Origin of the sequence: Aeromonas rivuli (genome assembly GCF_020149575.1) — a bacterium.
GTDB lineage: Bacteria > Pseudomonadota > Gammaproteobacteria > Enterobacterales > Aeromonadaceae > Aeromonas > Aeromonas rivuli.
Window position 1 is genome coordinate 3,058,737 of record NZ_CP079742.1, and the last position, 16,118, is coordinate 3,074,854.

The 16,118-nt window shown below is 49.7% G+C and carries 20 protein-coding genes; 1 reads left to right on the forward strand and 19 read right to left on the reverse strand.

Annotated features, from left to right (window positions below):
• Positions 1–9 precede the first annotated feature (9 nt).
• From KYK33_RS14015 to KYK33_RS14105, 19 genes are all read right to left on the reverse strand, one after another.
• Positions 10–1,647 carry a site-specific DNA-methyltransferase gene (locus KYK33_RS14015; protein ID WP_224430925.1) on the reverse strand — a complete coding sequence of 546 codons (1,638 nt, stop codon included), beginning with the start codon at positions 1,645–1,647 and terminating at the stop codon, positions 10–12.
• A 23-nt stretch (positions 1,648–1,670) separates the two neighbouring features.
• Positions 1,671–2,315, reverse strand: coding sequence for a DUF4276 family protein (locus KYK33_RS14020; protein ID WP_224430926.1), 645 nt, complete (start codon positions 2,313–2,315; stop codon positions 1,671–1,673).
• Positions 2,312–3,418 carry an AAA family ATPase gene (locus KYK33_RS14025; protein ID WP_224430927.1) on the reverse strand — a complete coding sequence of 369 codons (1,107 nt, stop codon included), beginning with the start codon at positions 3,416–3,418 and terminating at the stop codon, positions 2,312–2,314. The genes KYK33_RS14020 and KYK33_RS14025 overlap by 4 nt, the downstream gene beginning before the upstream one ends.
• Complete coding sequence (locus tag KYK33_RS14030) at positions 3,415–6,270, reverse strand: SNF2-related protein (protein ID WP_224430928.1); 2,856 nt, start codon at positions 6,268–6,270, stop codon at positions 3,415–3,417. Before KYK33_RS14030 ends, KYK33_RS14025 begins: the two co-directional genes overlap by 4 nt.
• Complete coding sequence (locus KYK33_RS20255; RefSeq protein WP_104015705.1) at positions 6,267–6,494, reverse strand: ribbon-helix-helix domain-containing protein; 228 nt, start codon at positions 6,492–6,494, stop codon at positions 6,267–6,269. The genes KYK33_RS14030 and KYK33_RS20255 overlap by 4 nt, the downstream gene beginning before the upstream one ends.
• Positions 6,495–6,702: 208 nt before the next feature.
• Complete coding sequence (locus KYK33_RS14040; RefSeq protein WP_224430929.1) at positions 6,703–6,852, reverse strand: type IV toxin-antitoxin system YeeU family antitoxin; 150 nt, start codon at positions 6,850–6,852, stop codon at positions 6,703–6,705.
• 466 nt (positions 6,853–7,318) lie between these two features.
• A complete protein-coding gene (locus KYK33_RS14045) occupies positions 7,319–7,675 on the reverse strand; it encodes a hypothetical protein (RefSeq protein WP_224430930.1) in 357 nt (118 codons plus the stop codon).
• A 1-nt stretch (position 7,676) separates the two neighbouring features.
• On the reverse strand, positions 7,677–8,222 hold the full coding sequence (locus tag KYK33_RS14050) for a hypothetical protein (protein ID WP_224430931.1): 546 nt from the start codon (positions 8,220–8,222) through the stop codon (positions 7,677–7,679).
• 73 nt (positions 8,223–8,295) lie between these two features.
• Positions 8,296–8,571 carry a hypothetical protein gene (locus tag KYK33_RS14055; protein ID WP_224430932.1) on the reverse strand — a complete coding sequence of 92 codons (276 nt, stop codon included), beginning with the start codon at positions 8,569–8,571 and terminating at the stop codon, positions 8,296–8,298.
• Between the two features lie 353 nt (positions 8,572–8,924).
• Positions 8,925–9,113: a hypothetical protein gene (locus tag KYK33_RS14060; protein ID WP_224430933.1), complete on the reverse strand. Its 189-nt coding sequence runs from the start codon at positions 9,111–9,113 to the stop codon at positions 8,925–8,927.
• A gap of 108 nt (positions 9,114–9,221) precedes the next feature.
• Positions 9,222–9,719 (reverse strand): RadC family protein, encoded by a 498-nt coding sequence (gene radC, locus KYK33_RS14065; protein ID WP_224430934.1) that lies wholly within the window; start codon positions 9,717–9,719, stop codon positions 9,222–9,224.
• A gap of 114 nt (positions 9,720–9,833) precedes the next feature.
• Positions 9,834–10,088, reverse strand: a complete 255-nt coding sequence (locus KYK33_RS14070; protein ID WP_224430935.1) for a hypothetical protein — start codon at positions 10,086–10,088, stop codon at positions 9,834–9,836.
• A gap of 36 nt (positions 10,089–10,124) precedes the next feature.
• Positions 10,125–10,661 carry a DUF2787 family protein gene (locus tag KYK33_RS14075; RefSeq protein ID WP_318010399.1) on the reverse strand — a complete coding sequence of 179 codons (537 nt, stop codon included), beginning with the start codon at positions 10,659–10,661 and terminating at the stop codon, positions 10,125–10,127.
• Between the two features lie 24 nt (positions 10,662–10,685).
• Positions 10,686–11,033, reverse strand: coding sequence for a YkvA family protein (locus KYK33_RS14080; protein WP_042040612.1), 348 nt, complete (start codon positions 11,031–11,033; stop codon positions 10,686–10,688).
• A gap of 66 nt (positions 11,034–11,099) precedes the next feature.
• On the reverse strand, positions 11,100–11,927 hold the full coding sequence (locus KYK33_RS14085; protein ID WP_224430936.1) for a hypothetical protein: 828 nt from the start codon (positions 11,925–11,927) through the stop codon (positions 11,100–11,102).
• A 15-nt stretch (positions 11,928–11,942) separates the two neighbouring features.
• Entirely contained in the window at positions 11,943–12,263 is a 321-nt protein-coding gene (locus tag KYK33_RS14090) for a hypothetical protein (protein ID WP_224430937.1), read from the reverse strand.
• Positions 12,264–12,368: 105 nt separating this feature from the next.
• A complete protein-coding gene (locus tag KYK33_RS14095; protein ID WP_157013902.1) occupies positions 12,369–12,806 on the reverse strand; it encodes a hypothetical protein in 438 nt (145 codons plus the stop codon).
• A 43-nt stretch (positions 12,807–12,849) separates the two neighbouring features.
• Positions 12,850–13,392, reverse strand: coding sequence for a recombinase family protein (locus KYK33_RS14100; RefSeq protein ID WP_224430938.1), 543 nt, complete (start codon positions 13,390–13,392; stop codon positions 12,850–12,852).
• Between the two features lie 429 nt (positions 13,393–13,821).
• A complete protein-coding gene (locus KYK33_RS14105) occupies positions 13,822–15,714 on the reverse strand; it encodes a hypothetical protein (RefSeq protein ID WP_224430939.1) in 1,893 nt (630 codons plus the stop codon).
• Between the two features lie 155 nt (positions 15,715–15,869).
• On the opposite strand from KYK33_RS14105, the gene KYK33_RS14110 reads away from it, so the two are divergent.
• Complete coding sequence (locus tag KYK33_RS14110) at positions 15,870–16,118, forward strand: helix-turn-helix transcriptional regulator (protein ID WP_224430940.1); 249 nt, start codon at positions 15,870–15,872, stop codon at positions 16,116–16,118.

The following is a 16,118-nucleotide window of genomic DNA, read 5'->3' on the forward strand; positions in this document are numbered from 1 at the left end:
CTGTTTTCCTTATTCTTCGCTGTCGTCATCTGCCCACTCTTCGTCCTGCTCTTCTGGCAGCACATTGAGGGTGAAGCTGTAGTCATCATGATCCCACTCGCATTTATTCAGAATGACTTTTGGGATCTTCTTCAGCGTCAAATTTGGGAAGTCGGCGCCATCCATCATAAACGCCTTACAACAGATCAACAGGGTACGCTCATTCCCCACTTCTTCGCTGATCCGCTTGAGCTGGTCATAAGCCAGTGAACCGGTGGTCACGTAGATATGATCCGTTTCGGTGCTATAGCCATGATTCCAGAACTGGGTTTGGCTCGGTGCGTAAGTAAAGCTCATATGCTTGCACACTGCCTCGGCCAGCATCTCGGCATTATATTCCTTATTGATAACCCAGTTGCCCCAATCATCTTTTTTCAGCAAAGAAGGGGCCAAGCGAAGATAACGGAAGCCACCACCACCTTGCCAGTTGACTGCCTTGGAAATGCCTCCTTGATCCTCCCCATCAATCACTTTCTTCAGACGTGGAACGATATGGGTGTGGCAATGTTCACCCAGCTCAACCATGATCCAGCGACGGCCCATTTTGTGCGCAACTGCGCCAGTAGTGCCCGAACCAGCAAAAGAATCTAAAACTAAATCCCCAGGGTTGGAAGATATATGAATAATTCTTGACAAAAGTTCTTCTGGCTTAGGTGTATCAAACGAAATTTCATGCAATAGTTGGTTTATATGTTTTTTAGCTGAATCTGTTGTTCCTACATCATCAGCCTTCCATATTGTTTCAGGTGTAACACCTTTATCTTCTGACTCAGAAAGATATTTTTTTATTCTGGGTGCATTACCTCCACCTTTCCCAAACCATATCCTTCCAGCCTCAATTTCTTGCTTCATTCTAGACTGAGAATATCTCCAGCAGTTTCCTTTAGGAGGACTTACGACATCTCCTGATGGAAGTGTAAGGTCATAAAACTGACTTGATGTCCCATGCCCAGCTTGAGCTAATGCAGATATAGATTGCCATGGACCTCTTGGATCATTGTCGGGATTTTTATACCTAGCTAAAATATCGCTAGTAATAGGGAGTGGGTTTCTTTGTTTATCGAAAACAAGCTTTGATTTAGCATACACTAAAATAAAGTCATGATTAAATGAGAATACGCGGCGATTTTCTCTTGTTTTTCTTTTTTCCCAAATCATTGTCCCAACAAAATTCTCTCTCCCAAAAATTTCATCACATAAAACCTTTAAGTAGGCATACTCATTGTCATCTATGCTAATCCATATACTTCCATCTTCACGTAATAGTTTTGACAGAAGCGACAATCTATCTCTAATTAAGCTCAGCCAGAGAGAATGCTCAAGGCCATCATCATATTCAGAGAATGCAGCCCCAGTGTTATATGGAGGGTCTATATAAATAGCTTTTACATTTCCTACATATTTTTGCTCTAAAGCTTTAAGGACCAACAGGTTATCACCATGGATTAACATGTTGTCATTAATTATGTCATTAGCATTACCATCATTATTACTCCCCAACAATGGAGCCTGATAAGAGAGACTCTTATCTTCCAGAAAAATACGCGGTTCAAGGCGTGGCCGTTTATCCTTGCCAATCCAGGTAAGTTCGAGTTTTTGTTTGTTCATCGTGATTCTAATTCCAATGGAAATTAACGAGGCAACGCCAGCAGGCGCTCAATCCAGTGATTAAAGTGGGGGCACTGGGCGCGGATCGCGTCCAGGCCAATATCTTCAGCAATCAAGGGGCCATGCAGTGTCTTTTTATAGTTCGGCACTAGTGCAAGGATCCGCTTGGAAGGCGCAGTTTGCGGGCTGTTATTGATATGCTCGGGTGAGTCAAATGCCGCCCTAATAGCTTCCAGCTCTGCAATTGGATCACCATCATCCACCCAGTCGGCAAACTTGGCGGGAGCAGAAAAAAGCAGTGCTTCAAACTCATGCAGTAGCAGATTCGGGATAAAGTTGGGCTCATTGAGATCCTGTTGTAGCGCCTGCTCTATCTGCAACACACGTTGATGGGCATCCTGCACTTGGTTGTCTAACGCAGGAAAGTCATTGGGCAAACCGTAGTAGTCGATCAAGGTGGTAACATAAGCACTGTGATCTTGTCGACACAAGCGGGTGACTTGATGTTTTACCTTGCCATAGCTGACAATCCCGCCCTTATGTCCCGGACTGGTCTGTGCCAGGATGGGGGTGAGATAAATGCCAAGTGTAGCAAAATAGGGCTCCAGCAGATCGCGCACAAATGTTTCTTCAGTCTGCCCTTCAACGAAGACCAATACTCGACTCATGATTGTGGTCTCCCGCCCAACAGGTTTTTCTTCCACAAATCACCGAGACTGTAATCTTCTAACCATTCGCTTAATGACGCGGTCTCCAGGCGTTTGAAGGTTGAGGAGCCGCCTTGTTTATCTACCACGATCAAATCCTCGGCATCGAACTGGTTAACGAGCTCGACAGACTGTGTCGAAATAATCAGCTGATGCTCATGACTGGCACTTTTTATCAATTCAGCCAATACGTTGATCGCATAAGGATGTAATCCCAGCTCGGGTTCATCTACGATAATTGCGCCAGGCATAAACTCTTCTGGTTGCAACAACACCGTCGCCAGCAAAATAAAGCGCAGAGTGCCATCCGACAGCTCACTGGCTTTGAACGGAACATCGTGATCTTTCTCAGTCCACTCAAGCTGAATGCTATCCAGGTTATCTGGTGTAGCCCGCAGATAAAAGTCACCAAAATATGGAGCTACCATACGGATGGTACGTATTATCCGCTTGTAGTGACTGGGGTGATTTTTTTTTACCCGGAACAAGAAGGCCGCCAGATTAGCACCATCTTCTCGTAGATAATCGTTATCATTGATACGGTGGATCTGCTTAACTTTTGCTTTTCGACCTGTATCATGAAAATGATAAATACGCCAAGACCGAATGCTATTAACAACTGTGTCTAACTTGTTTTTCCCTGCACCATGGGAATGAAAATTATTTATAGCAGTTTCATAATGCCCCTGAGTCAATACTGAAGAGTTTGGTCCACTAGAAAAGACTGTCTCGGCTTCAAAGAATAGTCTGTTGTCATTTGACGCTCCAAGCTTTGCGCTATAGCACAGGTCATTGATGTGTATTTCACTATGGATCATCTCAGTTGTAGTTCTTCCATAATGCAATAGCACATCTGGCCCTCCCGATTGGGCAACGTGCACAGCCAAGCGGGAAGAAAGTAACTCAGACAAAAATGACAAAAAACTAATAAAATTTGATTTCCCTGCACCATTCGAACCGATTAGTACATTCAGACTGCCCATTTTAAGGTCACAATGAGCAATCGATTTATAGCCATCAATCACAATGCGACTCAATTGGTTTCTGCCAGTAACACCCTTCATGCTACACCTTCACATTCATTAGCTACGATCTGCCATGTTACTGCAAAGAGCTCCATCACACAGGTGTCTGTGGTCAGGCGTGCCTCAACTTTTTCTAACAGGCGGTCCTCCTCCTGTTCAATCAGTTTCTTCTCTTCGTAATAATGCAACATGGCGTTATCTCGTTCTCTCTCTAACTGCTTAAGGGCTCTCTTGGCCTCCATCTTCTCCTGTAAGGAGGTCAGCTGCCGGGATGCCTTGCGTGCTTCCTTGATCTCCTGGTCCAGCTGTTTGATACGCAGGTCCAGAGCAATGCGTTTGTCTTCTGACCAGCGTTCTAGCTTCTCTACTTCTTCGCCATAGTAGGTTTCGTTATCCCGCTCCACCTCACGCTGAAAATCCCCCAGCCGTGTTTGTTGCAGGTCTAACAAGGCTGATACATCGGGCTCTGGAATGACGAGTGGAGCCTGTGCTAACGGGAGTTGTAGCAGTCGTTCGACCGTCTCGGTATGCAACTGATCGCCATGATGGTTAGTGCCTAGCAGCAGCAATTGTTCACGTCGCAGCGCCTCTGACTCAATGCTCACCTTGATGACTTTGAGCAAACCGCTATTACCTATCTGCCCCTTCACATCAACCCATTGACCTTGCTCCGACGAGCGTTTATAAACAAACTGGAGTGCAACAGATGGCAATGAAGCGGTCTTGGCTTGCTCGATCAATGCAGCACCCAGTCCATCGTGGGGGCGGAAAAACTCACCTTTCTCAATTTCTGCATTCTGCCAGTTCAGATTGTACTTGTTCCCCAGCCAGACAAAACCATCCATGGACTCACTAAAGTCACCATTCCCCTGTAAGGTCATACGCGCCAGCAACAACATCTTTTTCTGATAAGCCGTCAGTTCCTCTGTTGTCTTGCCACGACGAAGGTTAAGGCGGCGGACGACATCTGCATCGAAGTGTTCGAAGAGTGAACGCCGAGTGTCGCTGTTTTTGGCTTCCAGATGCTCCCTGAGTTCTTCTTGCAAAGCATTAAATTCAGACTCAATTTGTGCATCACTGCGACAACGCTGGTAGATATCATGGATCCGGCGCTCAATATCGACACCTGATTCTATAGAGCCCAGCACTTCATCCGAGGCACCAAAGACGCCCTCGAAGAGTTGGAATTTCTGGCTAAGCAGTTCAAATACGCGCTCATCGGCGCGGTTGCCCTTGTTGATGAAATTGACCACGACCACGTCATTTTTCTGGCCATAGCGGTGAACGCGGCCAATGCGCTGCTCTACCCGCTGGGGATTCCATGGCAAGTCGTAATTGATCAGCAAGGAGCAGAACTGCAGGTTGATACCTTCCGCACCTGCTTCGGTACAGATCATCAAGGTGGCATCATCGCGGAATTTCTCAACCAGAGCGGCTTTCATGTCTGCTGTTTTGGAGCCAGAGACACGGCTTGAACCTCGATGACGTTCAAGCCAGTCTTGATAGATCTGTTTCGACATAGAATCACTGTTACTACCGTTCAGCATCACGATTTGGCCGTCATAGCCCTGGGTGGCTAACATCTCTGCCAACCATGTTTGCGTTCGAACCGATTCGGTAAAAATCACCGCCTTGCGTGATCCACCTAGCTCAGCCGTTTTCTCAAATGCACGTTCGAGAACGCGAACAAGCGCATCAGCTTTGGCATTGTTCGAAATACTACTGGCAAGGCCTTGAAAATCCTTAAGTAGATCAATTTCGGCCTGCAGGGCTTGCGGGTCGATCAGCTCCTCGTCACCAATCCCTTCTTCATCCTGAAGGTCAGAGAAATTCTCATAATCCTCCAAGGCATCAAGAAGGGGCAGCTTTTGTTCCAGCCGTGCAATCATGGTCTGTAAAGTACCTTGAATTGCATGCGAAGAGGACGCCAAAATTTTACGAATAACCAGCGTCACCAGATGCCTGGCACCGCTTTTGATTGCCAGCAGATCTTCACGCTGCAGGTACTCGGATACCTGCCTGTACAATTGATCTTCTTGCGCTGACGGTCGATAGTCTTCAGTCATGGAATAACGGCGAGTAAAGCTGATCCCGCCCTCTTCTTGGACCTGACGTCTGAGAGTGCGATTACAAACCTTGCTCAATCGAGTTCGCAGCATAGCCAGTTCAACCTGCTCCAATTGCTGCCGGCCATATCGAGCCTTAAACGATGGTAAATCACCAAAGAAGTGCGGATCTATGACTGATACAAGCCCATATAACTCCAGCATACTGTTCTGCAATGGGGTGGCAGAAAGCAGGACCTTTTTGATGCCCATTAAAGCGTTATCAAGCACCTTGGCTGTTTTGGCCCCATCATTTTTATAGATATTGCGCAACTTATGCGCTTCATCCATGACCACCAAATCCCAGGGAACTCGCTGTAGCTCCAACGCTTTCCGAGCGGCAAACTCGTAGGAACATATACAGATTGCAGACTGGCCAAAGGCAATTTCCATATCAAACGGATTGGCTATCCCTGCCTTTTTTGCCTCATTGAAAGACTTGGCCTCCATGATGAAAGAGGGGAGCGAAAACTTCTCTTCAAGCTCCTGGCTCCATTGTTTGCGCAAAGTGGCAGGAGCGATCAAAAGCAACTTTCGCCGACGCTCAGCCCATTTCTGCGCCAAAACCAAGCTGGCCTCAATCGTTTTCCCCAATCCAACTTCATCGGCCAGAATAACGCCATTCGACAACGGGGATGCTAAGGCAAACATCGCAGCCTCAATCTGATGCGGGTTCATGTCCACCTTGGCCCCGGCCATCGTTTTGGTTAACGATTCTTCCGCCTTTCCCTCAAGGGTCAGGTAATGGGCAAGCCAAGCCTGTTGATGTGGTGAATAGAATGTCATTCCTGATTGCCTTCTTGCTGTGCAGTTTTACGCTTGAGGGGGTGGAAAAGCTCCTCGTTATGAACTGCCAGAAAATCCCCTACAGCTTGGCGAATAAGCCATGAGATGGACACCTCATTGCTTTCAGCTATCCGTTGCAAGGACTCGAGCTGTGAATGAGATAAAGAGACGGTCGTTCTAACGGATTTCATAGCGCCTAAGTCACAGAGTGATGCGAGATGCATCACATTACATCACGGTGTCGCTCTGAATGACACTCCAGATGACAACTCCATGATCTTTATCGATAAAATTGGCTGAAGTGTAGCCAATCATCATTCCACTAAAATCCAATTGAGACACAGCCATGAGCTATGAGGTGTTGCTCCCAGACGTTACGGAAAGGCCAACTCGTGACCTTCCCAACGATTTACAATCGTGCAGATATCAGAGTTAGCTCTGGCTATTCCTGACATCAGGCGTCGCCCCCATGCTCGCCGCAGAGTAAATACAGATATAGACATAGCCGTGGTTACCCAGGGTATCGGCTTCACAGGTGAAACCCGCGTGGTGTGGCGGTGTGGGGCAAGCCCCACTGCGCAAAAATCCGGGTGGGCAGGTCTGGTTCGGCAGGTTGTTGGCTATTGGTGTAGGTGGTTGTTGTGGTCATGATTCGCGATACCTCAGTTGGGTGTGGATGATAGTGCCGGGCACGTTGTGGCGCTGGCGTAGTCTGGTCAGGTGCTCAGGGAGGTCGGTCAGGTTTGCCAGCCGCCCCCGATAGAGTCGGGAAAGATTGATGTAGTCGGGATGGCTCACGGTGATGCTCACCTGATGCCCTGGCTGCTAGCGGCCAAACAGGCGTGCTTTGGCTTGCCTGATGGTGGTGGCCGGGCGCTGGTAACGTCTGGCGGTTGCGCAGATGCAGCTTGTTAAGCTCGGGGGCATAGCGATGCACCTCGAGCCCGGTGATAAGACGGGTCATGTTAGGTGACTCCAATGATGCCAAGGGCCAGCCTGTGAGGGCTGGCCCTTTATGTTGCTTGTCGATAAGTGAGGCAGAGTTGGTTCAACGAGCTGTATCAGCTATCTGATTGATCACAGGTTTGGCATTGAGCCGGTCCAATAGATGCAGCGAGCCGTACTGGGCCACCAGCCGGTTTATGGCCATCTGGGCGCAGACCGTTCTGCTGGGCTTATTCTCAGGTATTGCATAACGTGCAGTGAGCCAGCCACCGAGCAGGGCTATGCGATAGCCACTCGGAATGTGGGTGAGCGACGTTCCTATCCCCCTCCCGTGAATGAGAAAGGGCACGGCCTGGCCGCCGATGTCGATATCGATGCGCTGCCCCTTGAGCTCAAAGGTGGTGAGCTCGCCGGTTTGCGGATGTTTGCCGGGCACCTTGATGGTGATGTGTTTCGTCATCTCACACCTCCGGCTTGGCTTCAAAGTAGCGGGTCACAACACCAGCCTCCGGGTCGATACTGATAAAGGCCGGGGCTTGCGGATGGTGCTGATATAGCCTGACCAGCTCGGCGCGAAACGCTTCGATACTCGGAGCCATCACATGGCGGGTATCGCCCTCGGCGTAGGTGAAGGTCTCGAGCGTTCTGGGGTTAATCCAGATACCGAAGTACCAGGCATCCTGGTCGGTGTCGTACTGCTGCCAACCTTCGTCTGCGGTCAGCCGGTCGTCGTAGTGGTAGCGACTGGTGTTGTGGCTGCCCCGGTCAATACGACACCCCGTCACAGTGAGCTCGAACGGAATACGCCCTGCCTTGTGAGCCTTCTTGATCCGGCGCAGCAGTTGACGAGCCTTGGCTCGAGACCTGTTGTTTCTGAGCGGTGACAGTGGGGCCGCACGGCCTGCCAGGTGGGCCATTATCTTAGGTGCGCTGTTGTGGTTGAGTTGACCGATGGCGGTGGTGATTTGCTTAGGCGTCAGAGTCTTGTAGTTACGCAAGTCATACATAGTGGAATACCTCAAATAACAACAGCCCCTCGCAGTGAGGGGCTGTTGTGCACGGGTTGGGGAATAGACTGACTTACTGCATGCTGCCCCAGGAAATGGGGTCCCACAGAGACAGGCTGCAGAGCACGTCCTGGGCCAGGGCGGCTTGCAGTTGCTGCATCAGCCTGACGAGCCTGGGGGCCTGCTCGGGGCCCCCGCTCCACTCGCTCGACTGGTAGAGGGCGCAGTTGATGAACTTGAACAGGGTGACCAGCTCGATATCGGTGAGCACCCGTAGGTGGTAGCGGTGGACGGGGTTGAGTGGGGCCAGTTTGACCGACCTATTCGGATTGCCTTGTTGGAGGCCCATTCCCGGCGGCCTCGCTGATAGCGATGCCAGACCGCGCGCTGATTGGCGAGCATCATCAGGCGCACCAGCCGATTTACCCGCCACTCCCAGGTGCCGGTCGCATCTGCTGGCGGGATCCACCAAAGAGACCTTAACAATTCGCAGGTGTAATGGGGTGGCATCGGGGCATTGCAAAAGCGGTGCAACTGCACGGCAAAGGCCAGGTAGTCCTGGCGATCGATCATGAAGGCAGACATTGGGATGATTCCTTGAAATGAAAAAGGCCACCTGCAGTGAGGTGGCCTTATTGACGATGGGAATTCAGATTGGAAGTTAGTCCGGTTAGTGGTACGCCGTCCTTGAATATACCGGGGTTACTTTTTTTTCGGTGCCTGTGTCAGGGAACCTTTTTGTTTCAAAACCTCAGTTAATCTCTGATTTGCCAAGTTCAGTTTGGCTCTTTCATGTCTTTGCGTACCATTGGGATCATACCTCCCATTTTCATCATAATTGGCAGGATTTTCTTCCGGGAAATCCTCAAAGTAATCAGACCACTCTCCCATTTTCACTCTCCATGTTGTAAGGCCAAGATTAAAATTTGGCACATTTTTTAACCATCGCCAATCTTCAATACAACCGGGCGGTGAGGTGTACTTTGCCCGACTGCTGATTCATAGCAGACCTTTCTCGGCCAGCGACACCACGCCCTCGGCGCCAACCACCAGATGGTCGAGCAACCGGACATCCACCAGGGCCAAGGCCTCTTTGAGTGCTTGGGTAAAGACCCGGTCAGATTGGCTGGGTTCGGGGTTGCCGCTCGGGTGGTTATGGACCGCGATAATAGCGCCGCAATTCAACTGTAAGGCCCGCTTGACCACTTCCCGTGGGTAGATACTGGCACTGTCGAGGGTGCCGCGAAACAGCTCTTCAAAGGCCAGCAGCCGATGCTGGTTATCAAGGAAGAGTGCGGCAAAGACTTCGTGTTCTCTATCCTGCAGCAAGGTTTGCAACCGCTCGGCAGCCTCGGCGGTCGAGGTGATGGCAGTGCCCTTGGCCAGCCGTTTACGAGCAATCTGGTTGGCGATGCGCAGCAAGTCTTGCTCGGTCACCGGTTCGGTGACGACATAGGTACCGGGGTGCTCCCCGGCCTTGAGTTTGTGGTAACGCATGTGAGGTCTCCATAAAAAGCGAGACCCCGGCAGCGCGAGGCTTGTCGGGGTCAGTGTTGGCATTGTTGGTTTATGTTGAGGGTGTGCGGTCGGCGATGGTCGTGGGATCGCTCCTCACCGCATCAGCCTTTCGGACACCTGCACAGTGAGCGGAATGGCCAGCGCCAGGCTCAGACGCTTGGCCAGCTGGTAGGCGAGCCCTATGGCATCGCTGTCCGCAATCCAGGTAGCCAGGACCAGCCCGTTAGCCTCTACCGCCCGCAGATAAACGCTGTAGCCCTGCACGGTCAGGCCGCTGTCACGCACCACCTGCGTTTCACCATCCCGATTGATGGCCTCAAGCTCAACGGCTATCGGTTGTTTAGACATCTTGAACCTCCTCTGAGGGTAAGCGGCCTCCCCCTTTTAATTCCCATTGACGATGACAGTGAAGTAATCCAACCGGCAGTGGGCGATAAAGTCGCTCTGCCACTGCTCGAACAGCATATGGGCTTCAGAACGTTGCATGGGGCCCCACCCTTGTCGATAGTGCTCATCGTCCAGGAAGTTGAAATCCGTCTCTGTATAGCGCTCGGCATCCGGGCCCAGGTTAAAGTCGGTGATGTAATCGAACAGCCAGCCATCGAGACCCCGGATCAGCCGTATCTCGACGGGGCAGATTTCGTCTGCTCCGTCACTATGACCCAGGTCCCGGAGCTTGCTCCGTGCCTGGGTGAGGAGTGAGGGATGCACGGGCACGCAGGGCCTCTCGCCTTGTCCGGCACCGCCTCCCACGCCTCCGGCACTATGACCCGAGTCACGGGTTTTGTGCGTGAAGTGGAAGGTCAGTTCGGTTAACCGCATCAGATCGAGGGCCCGCCTTGCCACCTCCTCGCTCAGCAATACCCGCAAAGCCTGAGCGACAGGCAGGGCAAACCCGCCCCGGTAAAAGGGAATAGACATAGTGTTCTCCTTCAAGAAATTGACTTAATCCAGGCCGAACAGGTCGCGTAGCGTATTGGCAACCTGGGTGCGGATGCCGTCATCGATATAAGCCGCGACGCTGGCGAGGGCTGCACTCAGCACGGCAATATCATCGCCAAGCCCCATAGGCAGCAGGTCAGGGATGGCATCGATGGGGGCGATGAGATAGAGCAAAGCGCTGCTTATCAGCACCCTGACCCACAGCGGTAAGTGCTCTTTCTGGCTGACGTAGTAGAGCAGCAGACTGGCTTCGATGAGCGGCCGACCGGCGCGTTTGGCACTGGCCCAGAGCGTGCGCCAAAAACCGGGGTGGTTGAAGGGGGCTCTGCCGGGCGGGATACAAGGTGGCATGGGGTTCTCCATCTGGTATAAAAAAGCCGGAGCACTGGGCTCCGGCTGGTTGGGGTTGGGTTGAGATTAAGATTGCGGGTCGAACTGATACGTCACGGTTCCTTGGTCAGTGAACAACTGCACTTCTAACAGGTTGCAGCGCTTAGAGAAGGGGAGCGTGTGTGCCTGACCAAAGCCCAGGGGCATCGGTAGCTCGTGCGCAGGTAGCAAGGGGCAATTACCACGATTAAGGATGGCATTGCGCAGAGTGATATTGTTGCTGTGAGAGACGATTTCCAATTTCTTAAAATATTGCCTGGGAGCCCATTCCTGGAAGTACCAGCGGACGCTGAACGTGGCGGGAGAAATGGCAGCAGATAACTGTGTGGGGGCAGGCTCTGGGGCGGGAACCGATGCTGGCGCCGGTGCCGGTGACTCAGTGGTGTCCTTGTCCCAGGCCAAACAGCCAAAGTCAGTACTCTGAGTGGCAGGCAGGACCGTGGCCGCCTCCTGGGTCGGCAGAGCGAGCTCCTGCCCATCTGCCGTCGCTATCGCAATGGTCTTGGCGCTGCGCATCTTGTCCCACAGAGAGAAGAAGTTATTCTCCCCGACCCGAGACTCGGTTTCATAAGGCTCATCAAAGCGCTGGCCATCAACGATGATGGCAAAGCCGGGCGAACCCGCATCGCCATATCCCTTGCCGCTAACCGTTGCGGTCATGCTCACTTTGCGGATGTCATTGCAGGCGATATAGAGCTGATTCTGCTCATCCACTACGGCGACATACTCGGTAGTGCCCTGACCCCAGCCTGAGCTCCAGCGCCCGGCTTCGCCATAAGCCATGACAGGGGCTATTGGCATCGCGGCTCCGCATATCAGTCCACCCAACAGGCAATAAACGCGTCCCTTTTGCATCTCTCTTCCCCTCGCTTAGACCAGATAACCCAGCACATTTTTCATAAACCCCTGGAAGGCAATGAAACCACCCAGCGCGCCAATGGCTTGCGGTCCGACCAACCAGAACAGCTTCTGGCCAAACAGGCTCTGTGAACCGTCAACGACGATGATGTCGGGCTTGGCAAAGCGACGAAACAGCTCGCCCAACATCATGCCGCCAGCGGTGAACAAGGTGCCAAACACCAAGGTGCAGACATAGCCCCAAAACCCCAGGTGCTGGGCCTTGCCGGTCCAGATGAGATTGAGGGTGATGAGAAAGAACAGCGCGGCGGCAATAACAAGATAACGTTTCATTAGATGCTCCATGTCGGTTGAAAAAGTAATCGGCTCCGCAACGGGCTTGCACTATCAGCTCAGTTGGCGAATCGGTATTAAAGGGGAATTCTGGCCAGATGAGGGTTATCGCTGCTGTCCATCACACTGGGTGACATCGGCGGGTAACATCTTGGCGAGATTTGAGGTTGGCAGTTCAAATGATTTTTGCGGGGTGGTGTCTGCGATGACCGTAATGCGCTTGGCGCTGCGCAATGTCTCCCACAGCGGCTGAAACTTGTCGATGTCTCCTTTATCTCTAAGCTGAATGCTGAAGAAGTCATAGTCCTCGAAACGCTGGCCATCCATCACGATGGCAGTCAGGCGAACAGCACCATACTTATCAGAAAATGACATGCTAATGCGCTGATTGGAGCAGACAATGCGAAAATCGGCCCGTTCGTTGACATCCACGTAATATCGCGTTTGATCCAAACTTCCATCAGTCTGTTGCCAGTGCGGTTGCACGGCGGCACAACTACTGCACAAGAATGTGGCAGCTAACAGTGTGATTGATGTTTTCATGGTATCTCCCTTCAAAAATTGATTTTTATTAACACGTTGGTCTTTATGTGGCTTTGATGATGCGTTGCACGCTGGAGAGGCTAATGCCTGTCTGCCTGGCAATTTCGGCTTTGGCCAATCCTTTATCTAGTAGGATAAATACGTCATCCCGCTTTGCCATCGCCGTGGGTTTGCGGCCCTTATAGACCCCACGTTGCTTGGCTAACTCAATGCCCTCCGCTTGTCGCTCCAACATTAACTCCCGCTCAAAGGTGGCAATGGCACCTATCATGGTCAGCATCAACTTGCCGGTTGGCGTTTGCGTATCGATACCCAGATTGACTATTTTCAGCGCGACCTGTTTGTGTTGCAGATATTCCGAGATTTCCAATAAGTGGCGCGTATTACGTGCCAAGCGATCTAACTTGGTGACCATCACTACATCACCTTCACGCACAAAATCCAGCAACAAGGCAAGTTGGGGCCGATCATCCTTGGCGCCACTAATTTTCTCCTGATATATCTTGCTGCACTCGGCCAGCGCGTGAAGTTGGGTATCCAGGCTCTGTCCTACGGTGCTCACTCGTGCATAACCCACCAGTGCCATGGTCTCCTCCTGGTCAATAGGGCAGGGTACAATGACGACACCAGCCAAAAGCCTCAAACCAACCCTATTGGCTTGAAAATGGTGCTTATTGCATGCGTGTCAAAAGGGCCTGAGCTATTGACTCAATACCAGTGCTCGATATGAATTCTGGGAGGGGGCATAGTGCATTTAAAATACGAAGTCATCCTGCCATGTGGAAATGGGCGAGACCTTAACAAGGGGTGTGGCGGGTGATACTCGAGTCTGTACAGGTGTGTCATCTATCCTCCAGGTGAAATGAAAGCAAGCAATGACCTGCTAACTCATGGAAGTGATATAGGTTTGAAATATTTTTTAATAGAATCAATTGGTGTTGCAAAAATAAACGGTTCTCTTTTGAGAACTATTTTGGGGCGCTACAAATTGCTACAGTAGCAAGAGTGCAGGCGATCACACCTTAGTGAAACGCTGACCAATCACTTGGTACAACTCATCCATTAAGTGTCTGATAGATGGGGTTTCACGTGCATTTCTTATTGCATGATCCATTCTCGTTTTGACATAGTAATAGTCATGCTCAATGTCGACTGGGGCCTCAACCCTCACAAGTGGACTTCTTTCAGAGTCATGATTTATCTCCAAAGCAACAAGCACTTTTGAATTATTATAAATATTCCTTTCGCTTTCAGTGTAGTCTATTGATAGTAATACTTTACGTTTTATGGCAATTGGTTCACGACAAAACTTATCAATATATTTTGTATCACATATAAACCAAGCTGGCCAATATGATCGGAGTGTGTTTATTTCTGCGAGACAGTAATAGAGTGTGGAGTTAGGGATGTAAGAAATACAGTTCTTATACATGAATGGTGATAGTAGTTTTTTTATCAGTTCTGGTGGCATGCTGGCTAAATCATTTTGATGTTCATAAATACACGCTAGTGCTTCATTAATAAGACGTGGTATCGCCGGAATTAAAATCAACTTTTCTTCTAATGTTAATGCTTTAGAAATTGAACCCTCTAGTTCATCAACAATCTCACCATAAAACTGAATTGATGACAGAATGTATCGTGAAGATGGGAGTGAAAAAATGCTATTAGCTACTATTGAATAGGCATCCAACTCATTTCTTTCAAATGTAAACCCATTGCTTCCCAACCCAAATGCGACTCTCATCAATGCGTTTTCACTGTCTTTTGATTTGATAATTCCTAGCTTTATTTTCAATGCAATATTTACTTTTATGATTGTATCGTAAATCTGACCAACGAATTGGTGATTGCATTTAATTAATAATTCTGATGATGTGTTGTAAGCAAGTGCCAATTCATTGTTAGCGATTTGATGAATCATGACTGTGAAAGCATGGTTAAAATCAGTTAGTGAGATTAAATTCAAACTTTTTGATGTATTGCCGCTGATGATTTTGTTGCATTGGGATAAACCTGATTCGAGAATTTCAAATGGAGTTGTAAATTCCTCTTCACATACTTGAGAAAAGTCACCAATTGACAAATGACGCTTGAATATAACAAGGCAGCTCTCTTCTAGTTGAGAAAACAATACATTCGTTGGCGTAGATAGAACAAGCCACTTACTAAAGTACTGGGCTGCTCTGGCACTGTACCAAAAGGCTTTTAATTCGAGAGTGGATGGAAAATATTTAAATCGTTCATCTTGTGCCGACGTCTTATCGCCATCTAGCTGCTGGCAACATGTATCGATAGTCTTTTTACTGATGATTGATGATTTTCCCTTGTGACATCGTAGTGTTTTTTTGAAATCAATGCCCACACCATGGCGGAGATGTTGTTTTTGTTCAGAGAACCAAGCATCTACATTGCAGTCTACCTGTTTGAGGTAAGCGGGGGTTAGCATGTACAAGAGATGTGTCATTAAGCATGTAGAACGGCAGGCTCTGTTTTGCTCAATGTCTTGGAAGTGTGGTGCCGGTTGATGCGTGATTTCAGCTATTGCTTTTCTCATAAAAGGGAGCAGTGCATCTCTGAGAAAGAGATTGTAGACCGGCTCTTTATTTACCTCATGGAACAATTCGATCTTATTAAAATACATGAGCATGAAGTACATGAACTCAAACATAGCTTGAAGGTGAGCCTGTACAGGCTCGCTGTTGTCGTTGTTCTTCGTCAAATGTTTGACGAGCGCATTGGTCATCGATGCCATCCTGGTTGAGAGATGATCAACACTTCGTAACTCTTGGAGTTTATGTTGGCGGCCCTCTCGGAGGCCAAAGGCATCAAACAAAAATGTAACAAACTCATCAATGCTGTAGCTGCGTATTGGTAGCGCTATGCTCGGCTTTTTATCTTTTGTCATGTCTCTGCACTTTTTCTGCGTTTTGGTTTTTCTCTGCTCGGTATTGTTCGCTTATCCGATGTGCAGGGAAGGCGGGGATGGTATCCAGATGGGATCTTACCACGCCTACACCCTACTGTCGGGGAGCTTTAAACACATACACAGAGGGAATAACTATGAACATGAATAGCACGGCAGCAGGCGCCGCCCGAGTTGTACGCATCAAAGAACTGGTGACCATTTTGGGACTGTCTCGCTCGACGATCTACAACAAGCTGAATGCCAGCTCCAAGGCATATGACGATGGCTTTCCAAAACCGATCCGCCTTGGTGCAGCTTCGGTTGGATGGATGCTAACGGAGGTGTATGCATGGCTTCAATCACGCAGCCAGCTTTCCATCTCCGCAGCAATGAAAGAGGATTAG

Excerpts from the sequence above, each read along its gene's own strand:
- KYK33_RS14050 (WP_224430931.1), bottom strand. The coding sequence starts at position 8,222 with ATGTATGACTTGCGTAACTACAAGACTCTGACGCCTAAGCAAATCACC.
- KYK33_RS14100 (WP_224430938.1), bottom strand. The coding sequence starts at position 13,392 with ATGGCACTGGTGGGTTATGCACGAGTGAGCACCGTAGGACAGAGCCTG.
- KYK33_RS14075 (WP_318010399.1), bottom strand. The coding sequence starts at position 10,661 with ATGTCTATTCCCTTTTACCGGGGCGGGTTTGCCCTGCCTGTCGCTCAG.
- KYK33_RS14030 (WP_224430928.1), bottom strand. The coding sequence starts at position 6,270 with ATGACATTCTATTCACCACATCAACAGGCTTGGCTTGCCCATTACCTG.
- KYK33_RS14045 (WP_224430930.1), bottom strand. The coding sequence starts at position 7,675 with ATGACGAAACACATCACCATCAAGGTGCCCGGCAAACATCCGCAAACC.
- KYK33_RS14015 (WP_224430925.1), bottom strand. The coding sequence starts at position 1,647 with ATGAACAAACAAAAACTCGAACTTACCTGGATTGGCAAGGATAAACGG.
- KYK33_RS20255 (WP_104015705.1), bottom strand. The coding sequence starts at position 6,494 with ATGCATCTCGCATCACTCTGTGACTTAGGCGCTATGAAATCCGTTAGA.
- KYK33_RS14095 (WP_157013902.1), bottom strand. The coding sequence starts at position 12,806 with ATGAAAACATCAATCACACTGTTAGCTGCCACATTCTTGTGCAGTAGT.
- KYK33_RS14080 (WP_042040612.1), bottom strand. The coding sequence starts at position 11,033 with ATGCCACCTTGTATCCCGCCCGGCAGAGCCCCCTTCAACCACCCCGGT.
- KYK33_RS14055 (WP_224430932.1), bottom strand. The coding sequence starts at position 8,571 with ATGGGCCTCCAACAAGGCAATCCGAATAGGTCGGTCAAACTGGCCCCA.
- KYK33_RS14085 (WP_224430936.1), bottom strand. The coding sequence starts at position 11,927 with ATGCAAAAGGGACGCGTTTATTGCCTGTTGGGTGGACTGATATGCGGA.
- KYK33_RS14110 (WP_224430940.1), top strand. The coding sequence starts at position 15,870 with ATGAACATGAATAGCACGGCAGCAGGCGCCGCCCGAGTTGTACGCATC.
- radC (WP_224430934.1), bottom strand. The coding sequence starts at position 9,719 with ATGCGTTACCACAAACTCAAGGCCGGGGAGCACCCCGGTACCTATGTC.
- KYK33_RS14060 (WP_224430933.1), bottom strand. The coding sequence starts at position 9,113 with ATGGGAGAGTGGTCTGATTACTTTGAGGATTTCCCGGAAGAAAATCCT.
- KYK33_RS14090 (WP_224430937.1), bottom strand. The coding sequence starts at position 12,263 with ATGAAACGTTATCTTGTTATTGCCGCCGCGCTGTTCTTTCTCATCACC.
- KYK33_RS14105 (WP_224430939.1), bottom strand. The coding sequence starts at position 15,714 with ATGACAAAAGATAAAAAGCCGAGCATAGCGCTACCAATACGCAGCTAC.
- KYK33_RS14025 (WP_224430927.1), bottom strand. The coding sequence starts at position 3,418 with ATGAAGGGTGTTACTGGCAGAAACCAATTGAGTCGCATTGTGATTGAT.
- KYK33_RS14070 (WP_224430935.1), bottom strand. The coding sequence starts at position 10,088 with ATGTCTAAACAACCGATAGCCGTTGAGCTTGAGGCCATCAATCGGGAT.
- KYK33_RS14020 (WP_224430926.1), bottom strand. The coding sequence starts at position 2,315 with ATGAGTCGAGTATTGGTCTTCGTTGAAGGGCAGACTGAAGAAACATTT.